This is a genomic window from Microbacterium fluvii (assembly GCF_025515205.1).
Taxonomy (GTDB): Bacteria; Actinomycetota; Actinomycetes; order Actinomycetales; family Microbacteriaceae; genus Microbacterium; species Microbacterium fluvii.
Map to the genome: position 1 here is coordinate 1031350 of NZ_JAOPFX010000001.1, position 18139 is coordinate 1049488.

General features: G+C 71.4%; 15 protein-coding genes. 11 read left to right on the plus strand and 4 right to left on the minus strand.

Translation table 11 applies throughout. From position 1 onward, the window contains the following. Window positions 1-25: 25 nt before the first annotated feature. Window positions 26-2254 (minus strand): ExeM/NucH family extracellular endonuclease, encoded by a 2229-nt coding sequence (locus OAW74_RS04740; protein ID WP_262873179.1) that lies wholly within the window; start codon window positions 2252-2254, stop codon window positions 26-28. Window positions 2255-2390: 136 nt separating this feature from the next. Here OAW74_RS04740 and lepA point away from each other — a divergent pair, with 136 nt between their 5' ends. From lepA to hemW, 3 genes are read left to right on the plus strand one after another with little or no spacing between them, the layout of a single operon-like run. Beyond that, a complete protein-coding gene (lepA, locus tag OAW74_RS04745; RefSeq protein WP_262873180.1) occupies window positions 2391-4283 on the plus strand; it encodes a translation elongation factor 4 in 1893 nt (630 codons plus the stop codon). A 10-nt stretch (window positions 4284-4293) separates the two neighbouring features. Next, window positions 4294-4944, plus strand: a complete 651-nt coding sequence (locus OAW74_RS04750; protein ID WP_262873181.1) for a DUF1990 family protein — start codon at window positions 4294-4296, stop codon at window positions 4942-4944. 7 nt (window positions 4945-4951) lie between these two features. Then, window positions 4952-6163, plus strand: coding sequence for a radical SAM family heme chaperone HemW (gene hemW / locus OAW74_RS04755; protein ID WP_262873182.1), 1212 nt, complete (start codon window positions 4952-4954; stop codon window positions 6161-6163). A 10-nt stretch (window positions 6164-6173) separates the two neighbouring features. On the opposite strand, the gene OAW74_RS04760 is transcribed toward hemW, so the two are convergent. Further along, complete coding sequence (locus tag OAW74_RS04760) at window positions 6174-7622, minus strand: carboxylesterase/lipase family protein (protein ID WP_262873183.1); 1449 nt, start codon at window positions 7620-7622, stop codon at window positions 6174-6176. Between the two features lie 84 nt (window positions 7623-7706). On the opposite strand from OAW74_RS04760, the gene hrcA reads away from it, so the two are divergent. From hrcA to era, 8 genes are read left to right on the plus strand one after another with little or no spacing between them, the layout of a single operon-like run. Then, a complete protein-coding gene (gene hrcA / locus OAW74_RS04765) occupies window positions 7707-8747 on the plus strand; it encodes a heat-inducible transcriptional repressor HrcA (RefSeq protein ID WP_262873184.1) in 1041 nt (346 codons plus the stop codon). A gap of 60 nt (window positions 8748-8807) precedes the next feature. After that, window positions 8808-9914, plus strand: a complete 1107-nt coding sequence (gene dnaJ, locus OAW74_RS04770) for a molecular chaperone DnaJ (protein WP_262873185.1) — start codon at window positions 8808-8810, stop codon at window positions 9912-9914. Window positions 9915-9917: 3 nt separating this feature from the next. After that, window positions 9918-10649 carry a 16S rRNA (uracil(1498)-N(3))-methyltransferase gene (locus OAW74_RS04775; RefSeq protein WP_262873186.1) on the plus strand — a complete coding sequence of 244 codons (732 nt, stop codon included), beginning with the start codon at window positions 9918-9920 and terminating at the stop codon, window positions 10647-10649. Between the two features lie 38 nt (window positions 10650-10687). Next, entirely contained in the window at window positions 10688-11035 is a 348-nt protein-coding gene (locus tag OAW74_RS04780) for an HIT domain-containing protein (RefSeq protein WP_262873187.1), read from the plus strand. Continuing rightward, window positions 11028-12107, plus strand: coding sequence for a PhoH family protein (locus OAW74_RS04785; RefSeq protein WP_262873188.1), 1080 nt, complete (start codon window positions 11028-11030; stop codon window positions 12105-12107). The genes OAW74_RS04780 and OAW74_RS04785 overlap by 8 nt, the downstream gene beginning before the upstream one ends. Continuing rightward, window positions 12104-12574 (plus strand): rRNA maturation RNase YbeY, encoded by a 471-nt coding sequence (ybeY, locus tag OAW74_RS04790; RefSeq protein WP_262873189.1) that lies wholly within the window; start codon window positions 12104-12106, stop codon window positions 12572-12574. Before OAW74_RS04785 ends, ybeY begins: the two co-directional genes overlap by 4 nt. Next, window positions 12571-13824 carry a hemolysin family protein gene (locus tag OAW74_RS04795; protein WP_262873190.1) on the plus strand — a complete coding sequence of 418 codons (1254 nt, stop codon included), beginning with the start codon at window positions 12571-12573 and terminating at the stop codon, window positions 13822-13824. Before ybeY ends, OAW74_RS04795 begins: the two co-directional genes overlap by 4 nt. Continuing rightward, entirely contained in the window at window positions 13824-14723 is a 900-nt protein-coding gene (gene era, locus OAW74_RS04800) for a GTPase Era (protein ID WP_262873191.1), read from the plus strand. The genes OAW74_RS04795 and era overlap by 1 nt, the downstream gene beginning before the upstream one ends. 20 nt (window positions 14724-14743) lie before the next feature. Here era and OAW74_RS04805 read toward each other — a convergent pair whose 3' ends face one another. Continuing rightward, on the minus strand, window positions 14744-16087 hold the full coding sequence (locus tag OAW74_RS04805; RefSeq protein ID WP_262873192.1) for a hypothetical protein: 1344 nt from the start codon (window positions 16085-16087) through the stop codon (window positions 14744-14746). Between the two features lie 12 nt (window positions 16088-16099). Beyond that, the gene (locus OAW74_RS04810) at window positions 16100-16855 is read right to left on the minus strand and encodes a CHAT domain-containing protein (RefSeq protein WP_316250205.1); all 756 of its coding nucleotides are present in this window, start codon (window positions 16853-16855) and stop codon (window positions 16100-16102) included. Window positions 16856-18139: the final 1284 nt, after the last annotated feature.

Consider the following 18139-nt stretch of genomic DNA (forward strand, 5'->3'; position numbering starts at 1 on the left):
GGGCCCGAACTCAGAGGGCCCGAACTCAGAGGGCCTTGACGCGCACCCCCTTCGAGGTCGAGCCGCGCACGGCGTCCGCGTCGGCGGGCACGAACACGGCGGTGTAGGTGTGCGCCCCGCGGGCGATCTTCGACGGCAGCCGCAGCTTCGCGATGCCCCTGGTCACCTCGGCCGTGCCGACCACGGTATCGCCCTCGCGGAACTCCACGGTGCCGTCGGCCCGCGACCGGTCGGCCGTCACCACGACCGCCACGAGCGTCGTGCGGACCACTCCGTTGATGTGCACGGGCGGCACCGCCGCCAGCGTCGTGCGGGTGGTGACGCGCTCGTCGTCACCGGCCCGCAGCCCCACGAGCACGGGGTCGTGATCGGAGGAGCGATACGGGTCGGGGGCGTAGAACAGCGTGCCGTGGTAGTTGTAGCGGCTGTATTCCAGGGCGATCGACTCTCCGGAGTTGATGTTCCAGATGTCGCCGCCGGTGGCCCGCTGGGCGGCGGCGGCGCTCAGCAGGATGTGGTCGAGCGATCCCGAGAGCCCGGAGAACGAATACGACGACGTCGTGACGCCGAGCGCCTGCTCGGCGTCGGCGTAGCCGGCCTGGTAGAGCACCTGCAGCGGGTCCTCCTGTCCGTAGGAGTTGAAGTCTCCCGCCAGCACCACGGAGTCGATGTCGCCCCGGATCTCGTCGACCCAGTCCCGCAGCGCCGTCGCCTGGCGCACCCGCGACTCGTTCGAGGCGCCCTGGCCGTCGCCCGCGTCGACGTCTCCCGGCCACGGCCCCGCCGAGCCCTTCGACTTGAAGTGGTTCACGACGAACAGCAGGCGCTCGCCGCCGGCGGCGGGGCGGAACGCCTGTGCAAGAGGCTCGCGGGCGTTGCCGAAGGCCTCGTCGTCGGCCGACTGGTCGCCCAGCGCCCTCGCCTCGCCCGAGCGCGTCACCTCGTCGGGCTGATAGATGATCGCATTTGTGATGACGTCCTGCTCGGCTGCCGGCGGCAGCTCGGCGGACGACGGCACGTACGCCCACTTCTCACGCCCCGCCGCCGCGTTCAGCGCCGCGACGAGCGTCGCCGTGGCCTCGTCGGGCGTCTCGCCGAGGGCCGCCGAGTTCTCGATCTCCATGAGGCCGATCACCGAGGCGTCGAGCCCCTCGATGGCCGCGACGATCTTCTGCTGCTGCCGGGTCAGATCGGCCGCGTCCCACGCGCCGCGCTGCGCGCACCCGTCCCGCACCGTCACGCCGTCGCCGGTGCGGTCGGCGTAGGCCAGGCACGTGGAGGTCTGGGCTCCGAGTGTCGTGAAGTAGTTGAGCACGTTGAACGAGGCCACCGTCACGTCGCCGCCCACCTTCTCCGGGGCGCTCGTGCGGGTGTCGGCGAACCGCACGCCGTCGGCGCCCGAGCCGTCGGCGACGAGCGCCGAGACGGGGTTGAGCTTCCACGCGCCGTTGCGCCAGTCCACGATGACCGGCTCGGTGAAGGCGACGGCCGCCCCCACGACGACCGGCTCCGTCAGTGACACGTACGCGGGGGTCAGCCCGCTGTTGGCGGCACTCAGGAAGTTCGTCGACGCGCCGTCGTCGAGCGTGACCGCCCGCGCCGCGTTGTCTGCCGCGACGAATGCTGCCGCATCCGTCCCAGGGCGTGCGACGTCGGTGGGCTGACGCAGCGGCTCGGAGCCGGCGGCGAGACCCACCTCGCCGTACTGATTGGTCGAGAACGTGTTCGACACGGTGAACTCGCCCGCAGGGGCCACGAGCATCGATTCGAGGGTCTCCCGCTGCAGGTCGGTGGTCGGCCAGCCGACCGCGGCGGGCTCGACGGCCGCGGGCTCGTCGAGCACCGTGAGTCCGTCGAGGTTCGCGACGGTGAGCTCTGTGAGACCGCCGAACTCCGAGACCTCGCCGGTCACCTCGACGTGATCCCCGATGCGCACGGCGGCCACGGTCGCCCGCGAGTAGACGAACAGCGCGTCGGATGCCGTGTGGGTCGCGAGATCCAGGTCGCCTCCGGTGCCGGCGGTCTGGATGACGTAGCCGTTGAATCCGCCGGTCGGATAGCTCGCCGTCACGACGCCGCGCGTCGTCACGACCTCGCCGACGTGCGGCGACGCCGCACCCGTGCCCTGGATCTCGGCGATCGGCAGCACGGCGGCGTCGGCGACGGCGGCGTTCGCGGGGGCGGAAAGCGCCGCGGACACGAGCACGACGCTCGCGATCAGGGCGGTGCGCAGCAGCGCGGGGCGACGACTCACGGGGGCTCCTTCTGTTGGACGGACTGCTGTTCCCCAGAACTGCTCCCCAGATCTCCACCCTCACAGCACCCGCACAGCATCCGCAAGACCCCGCGTGCAAACGGCAGGCGAACAGCATCCGTAGAATCGAGGGGACATGTCACCGCGCGCCCTGAAGCCTCTCGAGCCGTCTGCGACCCCTCCAGAGCTGATCCGCAACTTCTGCATCATCGCCCACATCGACCACGGCAAGTCCACGCTGGCCGATCGGATGCTGCAGATCACCGGCGTGGTCTCCGACCGCGACATGCGCGCGCAGTACCTCGACCGCATGGACATCGAGCGCGAGCGCGGCATCACGATCAAGAGCCAGGCGGTGCGGATGCCGTGGGCCACCGCCGATCCCCGGGCGTTGAGCGAGCGAAGCGAGACGAAGCGCGGCGAGACGACCTACGCCCTCAACATGATCGACACCCCTGGCCACGTCGACTTCACCTACGAGGTGTCGCGATCGCTCGCCGCCTGCGAGGGTGCGGTGCTGCTGGTCGACGCGGCGCAGGGCATCGAGGCGCAGACGCTCGCGAACCTCTACCTGGCGCTCGAGAACGACCTGCACATCATCCCGGTGCTCAACAAGATCGACCTGCCCGCCGCCGATCCGGAGAAGTACGCGGCCGAGCTCGCGAACCTCATCGGCGGCAGGCCCGAGGACGTGCTGCGGGTCAGCGGCAAGACGGGCATGGGCGTCGAGGACCTCCTCGACCGGATCGTCGAGCAGATCCCGGCGCCGAAGGGCAACGCCGACGCACCGGCGCGTGCCATGATCTTCGACTCCGTCTACGACTCGTACCGCGGCGTCGTCACCTACGTCCGCATGGTCGACGGCAAGCTCGAGCCGCGTCAGCGCATCCAGATGATGTCGACCAAGGCGACGCACGACCTCCTCGAGATCGGCGTCTCCAGCCCGGAGCCGACGCCCACCAAGGGTCTCGGCGTCGGCGAGGTGGGCTACCTCATCACCGGCGTGAAAGACGTGCGCCAGTCGAAGGTCGGCGACACGATCACCGATCAGCGCAAGCCCGCGACCGAGGCGCTCGCCGGCTACACCGACCCGAAGCCGATGGTCTTCTCGGGCATCTACCCGATCGACGGCAGCGACTACGCCGAGCTGCGCGAGGCCCTCGACAAGCTCAAGCTCTCGGACGCGTCGCTGCAGTACGAGCCGGAGACCTCCGTCGCGCTCGGCTTCGGGTTCCGCTGCGGGTTCCTGGGCCTGCTGCACCTGGAGATCATCACCGAGCGCCTCTCGCGCGAGTTCGGACTCGACCTCATCACGACCGCGCCGTCGGTGCCGTACGTCGTGGCCACTGATACCGGCGAGACGGTCACCGTGACCAACCCGAGCGAGTATCCGGACGGGCGCGTCGCGGAGGTGTCGGAGCCGGTCGTCAAGGTCGGCATCCTGCTGCCGAAGGACTACGTCGGCACCGTCATGGAGCTGTGCCAGTCGCGCCGCGGGTCGCTGCTGGGCATGGAGTACCTCTCGGAGGACCGCGTCGAGCTGCGCTACAACATGCCGCTGGGCGAGATCGTCTTCGACTTCTTCGACCAGCTCAAGTCCAAGACGCAGGGCTACGCGAGCCTCGACTACGAGCCGGCCGGCGAGCAGACCGCCGACCTCGTGAAGGTGGACATCCTGCTGCAGGGCGAGAAGGTCGACGCCTTCAGCTCGATCGTGCACCGCGACAAGGCCTACGCGTACGGGCTCATGATGACCGAGCGGCTGCGCAAGCTCATCCCTCGCCAGCAGTTCGAAGTGCCCATCCAGGCGGCCATCGGCGCGCGCATCATCGCCCGCGAGAACATCCGCGCGATCCGCAAGGACGTGCTGGCCAAGTGCTACGGCGGCGACATCACGCGAAAGCGCAAGCTGCTCGAGAAGCAGAAGGAGGGCAAGAAGCGCATGAAGATGGTCGGTCGCGTCGAAGTGCCCCAGGAGGCGTTCATCGCCGCGCTCTCGGGCGACGTCGAGGGCAAAGACAAGAAGTAGGCTGGCACCCATGCGTCGGGGCAACTTCACGGACGACACGGTCGACTACGCCGCCGTCGGGGCGACGCAGGCGCCCGATCTGATGCAGTATCCGCCCGAGCGCAGCATGCCCGCCGAGGAGTCGTGGCGGCTCGGCAGCGGCGAGGAGCGCTTCCGCACCGCGGGCGATGCGCTGCTGTCGTGGTCGGCGCTCACGGGGGCCGGACTCTCGCTCGACGAGGTGCGCCCCGCATCCGGTCCGATGTACTCGGGCGTGAGCTTCGACGCCGAGGGGCACCCGATCGCACCCAGCCGCAGCGAGGCCGAGCAGCGGTTCGACTCGGACGGCACGCCCTACGTCGCCGCCGGAACGACGGTGCGCGTGTCGGGGCGCGTGCGCGGCATGAGCGCCGACGGACAGCTTCGGGTGATCTTCGCCGTCGACGAGCCGCGCCGCGTGGGCTTCGCCCTGGGCACGGTGGGCGACTCGGTCGTCTCGGGCGAGGAGTCGTTCATGATCGACTGGTACGACAACGACGAGGTGTGGTTCACGGTGCGCGCGTTCGACGCTCCCACGGCGCTGGTGTACCGCACGCTGCGCGGCATGGTGCGCCGGCGGCGCCGTGAGCTGTTCCAGCGGTACCTGCGCGCGATCTCGCCGCTGTACGCGACACCGCAGTGAACAGCTGATGGGCGCGGCGCTTCCCCTCGGCGACCCGGCCCCCGACGACGGGATGCTGCCGGACGGCATCGTCATCGACGGGCCCTTCTCGGTGTACCTGCACGTGCCGTTCTGCCGCGTGCGCTGCGGGTACTGCGACTTCAACACGTACACGGCCACCGAACTGCGCGGCGCTCGGCAGGACGCCTACGCCGACACGCTGCTGCAGGAGGTCGCGCTGGCCCGCGCGGTGCTCGAGGCGGCCGGCCCGCTGCGCCCCGCCGAGACTGTGTTCTTCGGCGGCGGCACGCCCACGCTCCTGCCCGCGGGAGATCTGGGGCGGATGCTGGCGGGCGTGCGCGATGCCTTCGCCCTGGCCCCGGGGGCCGAGGTGACCGTCGAGGCCAACCCCGACACGGTGACCGGCGCCGTGGCCGAAGAGCTCGCCGCGGCCGGCGTCACCCGCCTGTCGATCGGGATGCAGTCGGCCGTGCCGCACGTGCTGGCGGCGCTGGATCGCACGCACGACCCCGCGAACGTCGCGACGGCCGTGGCGGCCGCGCGTTCGGCAGGGCTGGACGTGAGCGTCGACCTCATCTACGGGGCGCCGGGGGAGTCGCTGGACGACTGGCGCGCGTCGGTCGAGACCGCCGTGGCGCTGGAGCCCGACCACATCTCGGCCTACGCGCTCATCATCGAAGAGGGCACCAAGCTCGCCCGCCGCATCTCGCGGGGTGAGGTCGACGCCCCCGACGACGATCTGCAGGCCGACATGTACGAGCTCGTCGACGACCTGCTCGAGACCGCGGGCTTCGGCTGGTACGAGGTGTCGAACTGGGCACGCGACGACGCGCACCGGTCACGTCACAACCTCGCCTACTGGCGCGGCGCCGACTGGTGGGGCTTCGGCCCCGGCGCGCACAGCCACATCGGCGGTCTGCGGTTCTGGAACGTCAAGCACCCCGCCGCCTACGCGCAGCGGCTCGCCGCCGGCACGTCGCCCGCGGCCGCCCGTGAGCGCCCGGATGCCGCCGCCCGCGCCCTCGAAGACGTGCTGCTGCGCTCCCGCATCCGCGAAGGGCTGCCGATCTCGGAGATCGCCGACGACCGCCGCACCGCCGTCGCCGGGCTCATCGCCGACGGTCTCGTCGAGGCGCCCGCCGCGCTGCGTGGGCGCATCGTGCTGACCCGCCGCGGGCGCCTGCTCGCCGACGCCGTCGTGCGCGCCCTGACCGACTGACCCTCGCGGGTCAGCGCACCCGCGGGGCGGGCAGGGCGGCGGCGGCCTCGGCCCGAGGCAGCGGGGCGACGTGCGGTGCGGAGTCGAACACCTGAACCTCGCCGCCCGAGCCGAAGGCCGGCCAGCCCGGGTCGCCCGACGAGACGAAGCGCACCCAGTTGCCGTGCATGCGGTCGGCGAGCTGCTGCGGGGCGGCGGGCCCCAGCATCCGCACCGCCTCGTCGGCGGCGACGCGGTCGAACACGAACGCGATCTCAAGGGCGTGCGCGGCGCGCAGGTCGCGCACCGGCGAGGCCCACGCGAATTCGTACACGTAGGTCGGCGCGGTGCGGGCACGGGCGACGTCGATCATCGCGCGCCGCAGCAGCACATCGGTCGCGAGCTGACCGAACAGTTCGCCGGTCGACGCGTCCGGCCAGTCGTGGCGGTAGGCGCGCAGCGCGCGACCGCTGATCTTGAGCGCGAGCCGGGCGAGCTGCAGTTTCAGGGGGCTGATCGCGGCGAGTGCCGCCGGCGGGAACCAGAGGCGGTACTCATCGGTGTTGGTGCCGATGACCAGAGGAACCGCCGACGCTGCGAGCGCCTCGTGCGGCGACACCGGCAGTGACGCGGGGTCGACCGCGAGCGCGAATCCCGGCGCACCGCCGAGCGGCGACGAGCCGGCGGCCAGCTCACGCCTGGCCTCCAGCAGCCGCTCGGGCGGGAGCCCCGCGAACGCCTCACGCGTCGCGGGCACCCCGAGATGCTTCGCCAGCGCGCGGGTCACGCGCCCGGCGCGCTCGGGCGTCTCCGCCACGAGCGGCCCGCTCTCGATCACGGCGCGCGCGATGAGCGGTGCTGTGTCGGGCCTGGCGAGCAGTGCGGCCACGAGCGCTCCTCCGGCCGACTCGCCGACGATCGTGATGCGCGCAGGGTCGCCGCCGAACGCCGCGATCTCGTCGTACACCCATCGAAGCCCGGCAGCGGCATCCGACAGGCCGAGGTTGAGGGGCGCCCCCTCGAGCACCGAGAACCCCTCGACGCCGACGCGGTGGGCGATCGAGACGAACACCACGCCGTCGCGCGCGAACGCCGTGCCGTCGTAGAGCGGCAGGGCGGGCGTGCCGCGCTCGAGCGCGCCGCCGTGCAGCCACACCATCACCGGCAGCCCGCCGCCGTCGCGAGAGGACGGCGTCCACACGTTCACCGTGAGCACGTCGTCGCCAGGGATCTCGACGGTGCCCAGCAGCTCGCCGATCGGTCCGTAGTACGGATGCTGCGGCACGGTCGGGCCGAAGGCCGTCGCGTCGCGCACCCCCTGCCAGGCCGGCGCGGGCTCGGGGAGGGCGAAGCGGCGCTCGCCGAACGGCGGTGCGGCGTAGGGGATGCCCAGGAACCTCTCCACTGCGCCCGTGCGCGCGCCGCGCAGGTGACCGGAAGAGACCGTGATCGTCGTCGTCGACGCGTGCGATTCGCTCATCGCGGCCGAGTCTAGCCATCGCCCGCGCGGGGGCAGGGGATAGAATTGGCACTCGAGCGTTGTGAGTGCCAACGAGGAGGCGACATGGTCACCGATCGCGGTCTTCAGGTGCTGCGCGCCATCGTGCAGGACTACGTCGACACGCGCGAGCCCGTGGGCAGCAAGACCATCGTCGACCGGCACGCCTTCGGGGTCTCGGCCGCGACCATCCGCAACGACATGGCGGCGCTCGAAGAAGAAGAGCTCATCGTCGCCCCGCACACCTCGTCGGGCCGCATCCCGACCGACAAGGGCTACCGCGTCTTCGTCGACCACCTCGCCCAGATCCGTCCGCTCAGCCCGGCCCAGCGCACGGCGATCTCGTCGTTCCTCGAGGGTCCCGCCGACCTCGACGATGTGCTCATGCGCACCGTGCGCGCCCTCACGCAGGTCACCGGCCAGGTCGCGATCGTGCAGTATCCGTCGTTCGCCCGCGCGCACGTCTCGCACGTGCAGCTCGTCGCCCTCGGCGGCGGGCGGATGCTGGTGATCCTCGTCACCGATACGGGACGCGTCTCCCAGCGCATCACCTCGGTCCGAGAGGATCTCGACGACGACGGCCTCGAACGCCTGCGCACGACGGTCGCCGACCTCATCGTCGGCCGTTCGGTGCGCGAGGGCGCCCAGCTGGTCGCCGAGCATCTCGCCGCCGTGCCGGAGGCCGCCTCGAGCCACGAGACCGCGGTCGCCGTCGTCGTGCGCGTCGTCGCCGAAGAGCTCGAGGAGTTCCGCCAGGACCGCCTCGTGATGGCCGGCGCCGCGAACCTCGCCAAGCGCGAGGCCGACTTCCGCGGCAGCATCTATCCGCTGCTGGAGGCGATCGAAGAGCAGGTCACGCTGATGCGGCTGATGACCGAGATGGTCGCCGACGAGCAGGGCCTGGCCGCCAGCATCGGCCGCGAGAACGATGCGTTCGGCCTCTCCGAGGCCTCCGTCGTCGCCTCCGACTACGACGCGACAGGCTCACGTGCCCGCGTCGGGCTGATGGGCCCGACCCGCATGGACTACTCCTCGAACCTCGCCGCGGTCCGTGCCGTGGCGCGCTATCTCACCCGGATGCTGGAAGACGACGACTCCGCGCGGTGACGCGGGCGCCCAGCATCCACCTCGGAACGATCCCGCGCCCCGCGCGGCAGGAAGGCGAAAGTGGCTGACCACTACGAAGTCCTCGGAGTCTCTCGCGACGCGACCCCCGACGAGATCAAGAAGGCGTACCGCCGGCTCGCGCGCGAGCTGCACCCCGATGTGAACCCGGGCGAGGAGGCGTCGGAGCGCTTCAAGCTCGTCACGCACGCCTACGACGTGCTCAGCGACCCCGAGCAGCGTGCGCGCTACGACCGGGGCGGAGACCAGCCGTTCGGCGGCCCGGGCGGCTTCGGCGGGTTCGGCGACATCTTCGAGACGTTCTTCGGCGGGGCGGGCGGCCAGCGCGGCAATCGGCCGCGGTCGCGCCGAGAGCGCGGGCAGGACGCCCTCGTGCGCGTCACTCTCGAGCTGAAAGACGTCGTGTTCGGCGTGCACCGCGAGCTCGAGGTCGACACGGCGGTGCTGTGCGAGACGTGCGACGGCTCGTGCTGCCAACCGGGCACCTCGCCGGTCACGTGCGACATCTGCCACGGCACCGGCCACGTGCAGCGTCAGGTGCGGAGCCTGCTGGGCAACGTCGTGACGAGCCAGCCGTGTGGCGTCTGCCAGGGCTACGGCACGACGATCCCGTACCCGTGCGCCACCTGCCAGGGGCAGGGCCGCGTGCGCGCCCGCCGCACCGTGTCGGTCGACATCCCCGGCGGCGTCGAGACCGGGCTGCGGCTGCAGCTGCCGGGCTCGGGCGAGGTCGGCCCCGCCGGAGGCCCCAACGGCGACCTCTACATCGAGGTCTCGGTCGACAACGACGCGATCTTCAGCCGCGACGGCGACGACCTGCTCGCGACGCTCGAGGTGTCGATGCCCGATGCGATCCTCGGCACGACGACCACGATCGAGTCGCTCGACGGTCCCGTCGACCTCGAGGTGCGCGCAGGCGTGCAGGCCGGCGACGTGCTCACCATCAAGGGCCGCGGCATCACGCCGCTGCGGGGAACCCAGCGCGGCGACCTGCGGGTGGGCGTGCACGTGGTGACCCCGACCCGCCTCGATCACAAGGAGCGCGCCCTCATCGAGGAGTTCGCCAAGAAGACCAAGGCGCCGGGGCCGAAGCTCGCCGAGTTCCACCAGGGGCTGTTCGCCAAGCTCCGCGACCGGTTCCGCGGCTGAGCCATGGCGCTGCACTTCGTCGTCGATGAGGCAGGCCGCGCCCGGCCGGGCGACACGGTCACCCTCACCGGCGCCGAGGCGCACCACGCCGCGGTCGTGCGGCGGCTGCGCGTGGGCGAAGAGGTGACGCTCGGCGACGGCCGCGGCGCGTGGCTGACGGGGGAGTGCGCCGCGGTCGCGCCGAAAGAGGTCGTCGTGCGCATCACCGCGCGCAGCGACGCCCCGGCGCCGACCCCGCGGGTCGTGCTCGTGCAGGCGCTGGCCAAGGGCGACCGCGACGAGCTCGCGGTGCAGGCGGCCACCGAGCTCGGCGTCGACGAGATCGTGCCGTGGCAGGCGGCGCGCAGCGTCTCGCGGTGGGACGGACCGAAAGCCGAGAAGGGCCGCGCACGCTGGCAGACGATCGCCCGTGAGGCCGCCAAGCAGGCGCACCGGGCGTGGATCCCCGAGGTGGCGGCTCCGGCGCGCACGTCGTCGCTGGCGGAGCTGGCGGCATCCGCCCACGTCGTCGTGCTCGAGCCGACCGCGCCGCACGCGCTCACCGCGCTGGACTTCACCGACGGGCGAGACGTCGTACTGGTCGTCGGCCCGGAGGGCGGCATCGCGGCGGACGAGCTCGACGCCCTCGCCGCAGCGGGGGCGACCCTCGCCCGACTCGGCGACACCGTGCTGCGCACCTCGACGGCGGGGCCCGCCGCCCTCGCCGTCGTCAGCGCCGCTCTCGGTCGCTGGTGATCCGGCCCACGCGTCGGGCCGCTCGATAGACTGTGGAGATGAGCGAACCCTCGATCTTCACGCGGATTCTTCGGGGAGAGATCCCCTCCGAGATCATCGCCGAGACCGACAACGTGTTCGCGATCCGCGACATCGCCCCCAAGGCTCCGGTGCACCTGCTGGTGATCCCCAAGACCGAGCGGTATCGCGACGTCGTCGCGCTCGCCGCGGGCGATCCCGCCCTGCTCGCCGAGGTGGTGGGCCTGGCGAACACCCTCGCCGTCGAGCACACCGGCGGCGACTTCCGCCTGATCTTCAACACCGGCGCCGACGCCGGGCAGACCGTGTTCCACGTGCATGCCCACGTGCTCGGCGGAGGGCTCGACGAGAAGAGCATGAATGCCTGACGATTCGCCGACCGTCGAGACCGTCTACGCCGACGGCGTGGCGATGGTGCAGCTGCTCGGTCCGCAGGACCGCCTGCTGAGGGTCGTCGAGCGCGAGCATCCCGACGTCGACGTGCACGTGCGAGGCAACGAGATCACCTTGACGGGGGATGCGGCCGCCGTCGCCGCCGCGAGGACGCTCGTCGACGAGCTCATCGCCATGGCGCGTGCGGGGCACGGTCTCGACCCCGCCGACATCGCCGCCTCGAACCGCATGCTGCGCGCCGAGGGCGGACCGCGGCCGTCCGAGGTGATGGGCGAGGCGATCCTCTCTTCCCGGGGCAAGGTGATCCGCCCCAAGACCGCCGGCCAGAAGGCCTACGTCGACGCCATCGATGAGAACACGATCGTCTTCGGCATCGGCCCCGCCGGCACCGGCAAGACCTACCTCGCGATGGCCAAGGCCGTGCAGGCGCTGCAGCGCAAAGAGGTCAGTCGGATCATCCTGAGCCGCCCCGCGATCGAGGCCGGCGAGCGGCTCGGGTTCCTCCCCGGCACCCTCTCCGACAAGATCGACCCGTACCTGCGCCCCCTCTACGACGCGCTCAACGAGATGCTCGACCCCGAGCTCGTGCCCAAGCTCATCGCCTCCGGCACGATCGAGGTCGCACCGCTCGGGTACATGCGCGGAAGGACAATTAATGACTCGTTCGTCGTGCTCGACGAGGCGCAGAACACGACGCCCGAGCAGATGAAGATGTTCCTGACCCGCCTCGGGTTCGGCACGCGCATGGTCGTCACCGGCGACATCACGCAGGTCGACCTGCCGCAGGGGGCATCGGGCCTGCGCCTGGTCACCCGGGTGCTCAAAGACATCGACGACATCCACTTCAGCCTGCTCACCAGCGACGACGTCGTGCGGCACACCCTGGTCGGGCGCATCGTCGACGCCTACACCGAATACGACGAGCAGCGCCTGGCCGCCCGCCGCGAGCGCGACGAGGCGACCGAGTTCGCCGGCCGCGCCGAGCGGCGCGCCGGCGCGCGCGGCGGCGGCCCCCGAGACCACCTTCCGAAGCGAGGACGCCCATGACCATCGAGATCGGCAATGAGTCCGCAGTCTCCATCGACGAGACGGTGCTGCTGCGACTGACCGAGCACAACCTCGCCGAGCTCAACGTCAGCGCCGACGCCGATGTGGCGATCCTGCTCGTCGACGAGGGCGCGATGGAGGCGCTGCACGTGCAGTGGATGGATGAGCCGGGGCCGACCGATGTGCTGAGCTTCCCGATGGACGAGCTTCGCCCCGGCACCGACGACAACCCGACGCCCGCGGGGCTGCTCGGAGACATCGTGCTGTGCCCGCAGGTGGCGGAGACGCAGGCGGTGGCCGCCAAGCACTCCACGATGGACGAGCTGATCCTGCTCACGACGCACGGCCTGCTGCATCTGCTCGGCTTCGACCACGCCGAGCCCGACGATGAGCGTGAGATGTTCGCCCTGCAGAAGGAGCTCATCGTGAGCTTCGCTGCGGCCGAACGCCGCAGACACCGCGCATGACGCCGCTTCTGCTGCTGGTTGCGGCGATCCTCCTGGTGGCTTTCGGCTCGCTCATGGCAGCATCCGATGCCGCACTGGGGGTCACCTCGCGCGCCGACCTCGCCGAGATGGCCGCCGAGGGGCGCAACGGCACCTCGATCCAGCGCATCGCCGACGACCCCGAGGCGCACGCGACGGCGGTGCTGTTCATCCGCATCCTCTCCGAGACCACGGCAGCGGTGCTCGTCACCGTCGCCTTCACGCTGCTGTTCGAGAACCTGTGGTGGGCGATGCTCGCCGCCGCCGTCCTCATGACCGGCATCTCGTTCGTCGTGGTCGGCGCGAGTCCTAGCAGCGTCGGCCGCCAGCACGCGAAGAGGCTGCTCCGAGGGGCAGCGCCGCTCATCCACGGCGTGCGCGTCGTGCTGGGCCCGCTCGCCCACGGACTCGTCGTGCTCGGCAATCGCGTGACGCCCGGGGTCTCGTCTGGCTCGTCGTTCGCCTCCGAGGAGCAGCTGCTGAGCATCATCGACGAGGCCGCCTCGCAGGACCTCATCGAAGAAGACGACCGCGAGCTCATCCACTCGGTGTTCGACTTCACCGACACCTTCGTGCGCGCCGTCATGGTGCCGCGCACCGACATGCTCACCGTCGATGCCCGCGCCTCGATGCACGATGCGATGACCCTCTTCCTCGACAAGGGCGTCTCGCGGATGCCGGTGGTCGACGACGAGGCGGACGACGTGACCGGGGTGCTCTACCTGAAGGACCTCGTGCCGTTCGCGTACCGAGACGACGCCGGCTGGCGCGACGCGCCGATCAGCCGCATCGCGCGCCCCGCCGTGTTCGTGCCGGAGTCGATGAAGGCCGAGACCCTGCTGCAGCAGATGAAGCGCGACGCCGTGCACGTGTGCCTCGTCATCGACGAGTACGGCGGCGTCTCGGGCCTGGTGACACTGGAAGACCTCATCGAGGAGCTCGTCGGCGAGATCGCCGACGAGTACGACCCCAAGGGCGACGAGGTCGTCGAGCTCGAGCCCGACCGCTTCCGGGTGAGCGCCCGCCTCGGCCTCGACGAGGTCGGCGACCTGTTCGGCATGGAGTTGGACGACGACGAGGTGGACTCGATCGGGGGCCTGCTCGGCAAGGCGCTCGGGCGGGTGCCGCAGCCGGGCGCGACCGCCGAATACGCGGGCCTCGTGCTCACCGGCGGCACCTCGCGCGGCCGAGGCCGAGGGCTTGCCACCGTCTTCGTGGAGAGGGGCCAGTGATGGCGCAGCAGGAGTTTCACTCGGGGTTCGTCACGTTCGTCGGGCGTCCCAACGTCGGCAAGTCGACCCTGACCAATGCCCTCGTGGGCGAGAAGGTCGCGATCACCAGCGACAAGCCGCAGACGACGCGCCGCGCCATCCGCGGCATCGTCAACCGGCCCACGGGTCAGCTCGTGATCGTCGACACCCCCGGCATCCACAAGCCGCGGACGCTCCTCGGCCAGCGCCTCAACGACCTCGTCGACAGCGTGCTCGGCGACGTCGACGTGATCGGGTTCTGCGTGCCGGCGACCGAGAAGGTGGGGCCGGGCGACCGGCGCATCGCGGAGTCGCTCGAGGGGTATCCCCGCGCGAAGAAGGTCGCCATCGTCACGAAGACCGATGCGGCCTCGCGCGATCAGATCACCGAGCGCCTGATCGAGGTCGACGCGCTGCGCGAGGACTGGGCCGCGGTCATCCCGCTGTCTGCGCTCACCCGCGAGCAGCTCGACGTGCTCACCGATGAGCTGCTGGGGCTGATGCCCGAGGGGCCCGCGCTCTACGAGGAGGGCGTCGTCACCGACGAGTCGATCGACGACCGCATCTCGGAGATCATCCGCGAAGCGGCCCTGGAGGGCGTGCGCGACGAGCTGCCGCACTCGATCGCCGTCACGATCGATGACATCTCCGAGCGCGACGACGGCGATCTCACCGACATCTACGCCAACATTGTGGTCGAGCGCGACAGCCAGAAGGCCATCATCATCGGCCACAAGGGGTCTCGGCTGCGCGACGTCGGTGCGCGCGCCCGCGCGCAGATCGAGCCGCTCGTCGGCACCCGCGTGTTCCTCAAGCTCCACGTGCGGGTCGCCAAGGAATGGCAGCGCGACCCGAAGCAGCTCGGCCGGCTCGGCTTCTGACCGATTGAGGCAGCCCCGGTCTAGTCGGCCCGGAGGGCCATGCGCCACGCGAGCTGCACGAGTTCGTCGTGGGCGAGGTCGTTGTGGGCGCCGGAAGCCCCATCGAGTCGATCGATCACGAGGGCCGCATCGAGGTTGTAGACCGTCGCGTCGGCGAAGTCGACGGCATCCGATCGCGAACCGGGCTCGAGCGGCGGCAGCTCGACGGCACCCGGCACACCCTGGATGCCCCACGTGCCGATGCCGCCGTACGTGGGCAGGTCGTCGCCCAGCAGGTACTGACCGGCCAGGGCGACCGCGAGGGGATAGAAGCGCCCCACCGCGTAGTCCCACTTCGAGCGGGTCGCGACGATCGGGCCCGCGGTGAACGAGGGCGTCACGACGTCGGCGAAATAGCCGCGCCCGCCCCCGATGTGGGCGGGGACGTGGTCGGCGAACGCCCACAGCGACACGGCGCCCTGTACGAGCAGCAGCGAGTCGACGGGCCGCGGCGGGGGCGACGCGACCTCGCCGCCGCCTCGGACCGCGCCCGAGACCACGACCGTGCCGAAGCTGTGGCCGATGAGGTGCACGCGTGCGGGGCTCGCCGCCATGATGGCCCGCACGAGCTGCGCGGCGCCGGTCTCGCCGAACTCGCGCGCCTGATTCTTGGCGTGCCAGAAGGTCAGCTGGCGCAGTGGCGTCAGCACGGCCTCGCGGAGCTTGCGGAACCACCCGTCGCCCAGCAGGCCATCGGCATCCGCCTGTTCGGCGGCGGACTCGTCGAACACGGCCCCCGCATCCCACCCCGATCCCAGCAGCGGTTCGTCCCCGCCCGCCCCCAGGCTCTCGGCGATGGAGCGGTAGGCATCGGCGACGTCGGGCGGGAGCGCGTCGGATGCTGCCGCATCCCGCTCGGGATCGATGTCGGCCGCGTGGGCGATGACGGTGTGCAGGGCCGCACGCACCTCCGCACTCGCGTCGAGGATCGCCGCGTACTCGTCGACCGCCTCGTCGACGGTGATCGCCTCGGGGTCGGACTCGTCGCCGAGTAGCCCGCTCGGCGCGGCGGCGACGGTGCGCTCGCTCCACGCCTTGCTCGGCCAGTGCACTCCGATCACGAGGGGCCGCACGCCGTCGTCGGCCGTGTCGGGGTCGCCGGCTCCCACCCAGCGGTCGTACTGGGCGATCGCGTCCTGATAGTCGCCCTGCCACCCGTGGCTGATGACGAACACGTCGGTGATCGCCCGCGCGGGGTCGGCGATCGCGGCGAGCGCCGCCTCGCTCGCGATGGTGCCGTCGGAGTCCGGCTGCTCGTGACCGTGCGCGTCGTAGGCGATCAGGTGGTACTCGCGGTCGGTGCCTGGGATGCGTCGCAGTGCCATGGGGTCCTCGGTTCAGCGGGCGGGAAGGGCGGGAGAGACGACCGTGTCGACGTCGCAGTGCACGCCGTAGAGCAGCCCGAGAGGGTTGGCGTGGTCGGCGAGGAACCGCCGCCGCAGCGTCAGCACCGTCTCGCCGAGCGGCGTGCCGGCGAACAGCTCGTCGAAGAACGCCTTGGCCCATTCGCTCGCGAACAGCGCGGGCGTCTTGCACTCGGTGCCGATGACGCCCCTGGCCCCCTTCGCGAGGAAGTACGACACGAATCCGCCGTAGAACAGCGGAGTCAGCTCGCCCGACTCGCAGGCGTTGATGAACACCAGCGGATGCCCCGGCAGCCGGTCGCCGGTCGGCGCATAGACCTCGAGCTCGCCGAGGGTGAGGCTCTCGGAGCCGGTGAGGATGAGACGGGAGGCGTCGGTGTCGGCGGCGGATGCTTCGGCGTGGCAGTAGAGATAGAGCACGGCATCTGAGGCGGAGGCGACAGTGCCGCGGTGAGGTCGGCGCGGGTCGTGCCCTCGGTCAGCGCGACGCCCCGATCGTGCCAGTAGGCGCGCTGCGCGGCGATCGGCTTCGACGGCATCTGCTGGTCGATCGTCTCGTTGTAGACGGCGCGCACGGTCAGCTCCGGCGTCGATGCGATCGCCGGTGGGGGAGGCACGGTGTCGAGCTGCACCAGCGGCACCTGTTCGACGATGTGGCGCATGCCGACGAAGGCGTCCCACGTCAGCGCCGCGGGGTCGAACCGATCGGTCAGATACATGAGCGCCCACGGCACCGGAAAGCCCGTCGAGACGACCTGCAGGGTCGAGACGCCCTCGGCGAGCCGCCCGCGCAGCCAGTCGCCGACGGCGCGCAGCTCGGCGCCGGCCTCGTTGCCGGCGAACACGGCCTGGTAGAGCCGGTAGCCGGCGAAGGCGAGATCGGCCAGCAGCGCCGCATTGTCTTCGGGCGGAATGGTCATCTCCAGCGCCACGTGGCTCTTCTTCACCGCCGCCAGCAGCACCGCCCGGACGGCGTCGATGCGGGCGGCCAACTGCACGGGGGTGATCTCGATGCGGATCGGATCGGGGCTCACCTGCCGCGCGATGAGTTCGTAGCCCCAGTCGGCGGGCGTCACCTGCAGCGACGCCGTGCGCGCATCGAGCACGGCCGCCGCCGCCGCGGGGCGCCCTCGGCCGAGCGCCGTGGGTGCGGCGTCGGTGCCCACGTCGAAGGTGATGTCGAGGCGCTGCACGAAGTTGCCCGACGCAGACACGATCACCGTGAGAGTCGAGGGGCCCTCGTGCCGCGCGGTGATCTCGAACAGCGCCCGGTTCGAGGTGCCGTCGCGGCTGAGTCGCAGCTGCTGCGCGAAAGGGGGCACGGTGAAGTCGGCGCTCGAGATCTCGACGGTGAGGTCGATCGTGCTCGCCCCGACGGGGAGGGGCACGGCGGCGGCAGCGGCCGCGACGGCGGTGTCGCTGCGCTCGCCGAAGAAGACGGAGAGGATGCGGGCCGCCTCCACCTGCACGGGCGCCGAAGGGTCGTCGAGCTCGGCGTTGAGCCAGCTGCGGATGAGGTCGGCATCGGGATCGCCGGGCGGTGCCTCCGGGGGCGGCGGAGGCGGCACTGATGACGCCGGCGGCGCGGGAGCGGGCGGCACCTCCGCACCGGCCGACACGGGCGTCAGCGCGCGCTCGACCTGTGCGATCGCAGTGTCGACCTCCTCGTCTTCGCCGGCGCCGAAGCCCATCTCGCCGGCGTCGACGTCGGCCTGATAGGCCGCGGCGAGGTCGGGGCGCTCGTCGAGCACGCCGGCGACCACGAGGGCCTGGTCGGCGAGGGTGGCGGCGGTGCTCCAGCGCGGATCGGCCGTGACGGCGTCGTAGAGCGCCGCGACCGAAGCCGGGAAGAACTCCGCGATGAAGCCGCGACCGCGCGGATCGCGGAACGCTCCGGCGAGCACGACGAACTCGAAAGCCCGCTCCGCCGTCGCGAACATGGCGCCCCCGCCCCGGCGCTCCCCACGAACGCCCTGGCCGACAGGCTAGTGGCCCGCCGAACCGGCGGCGACC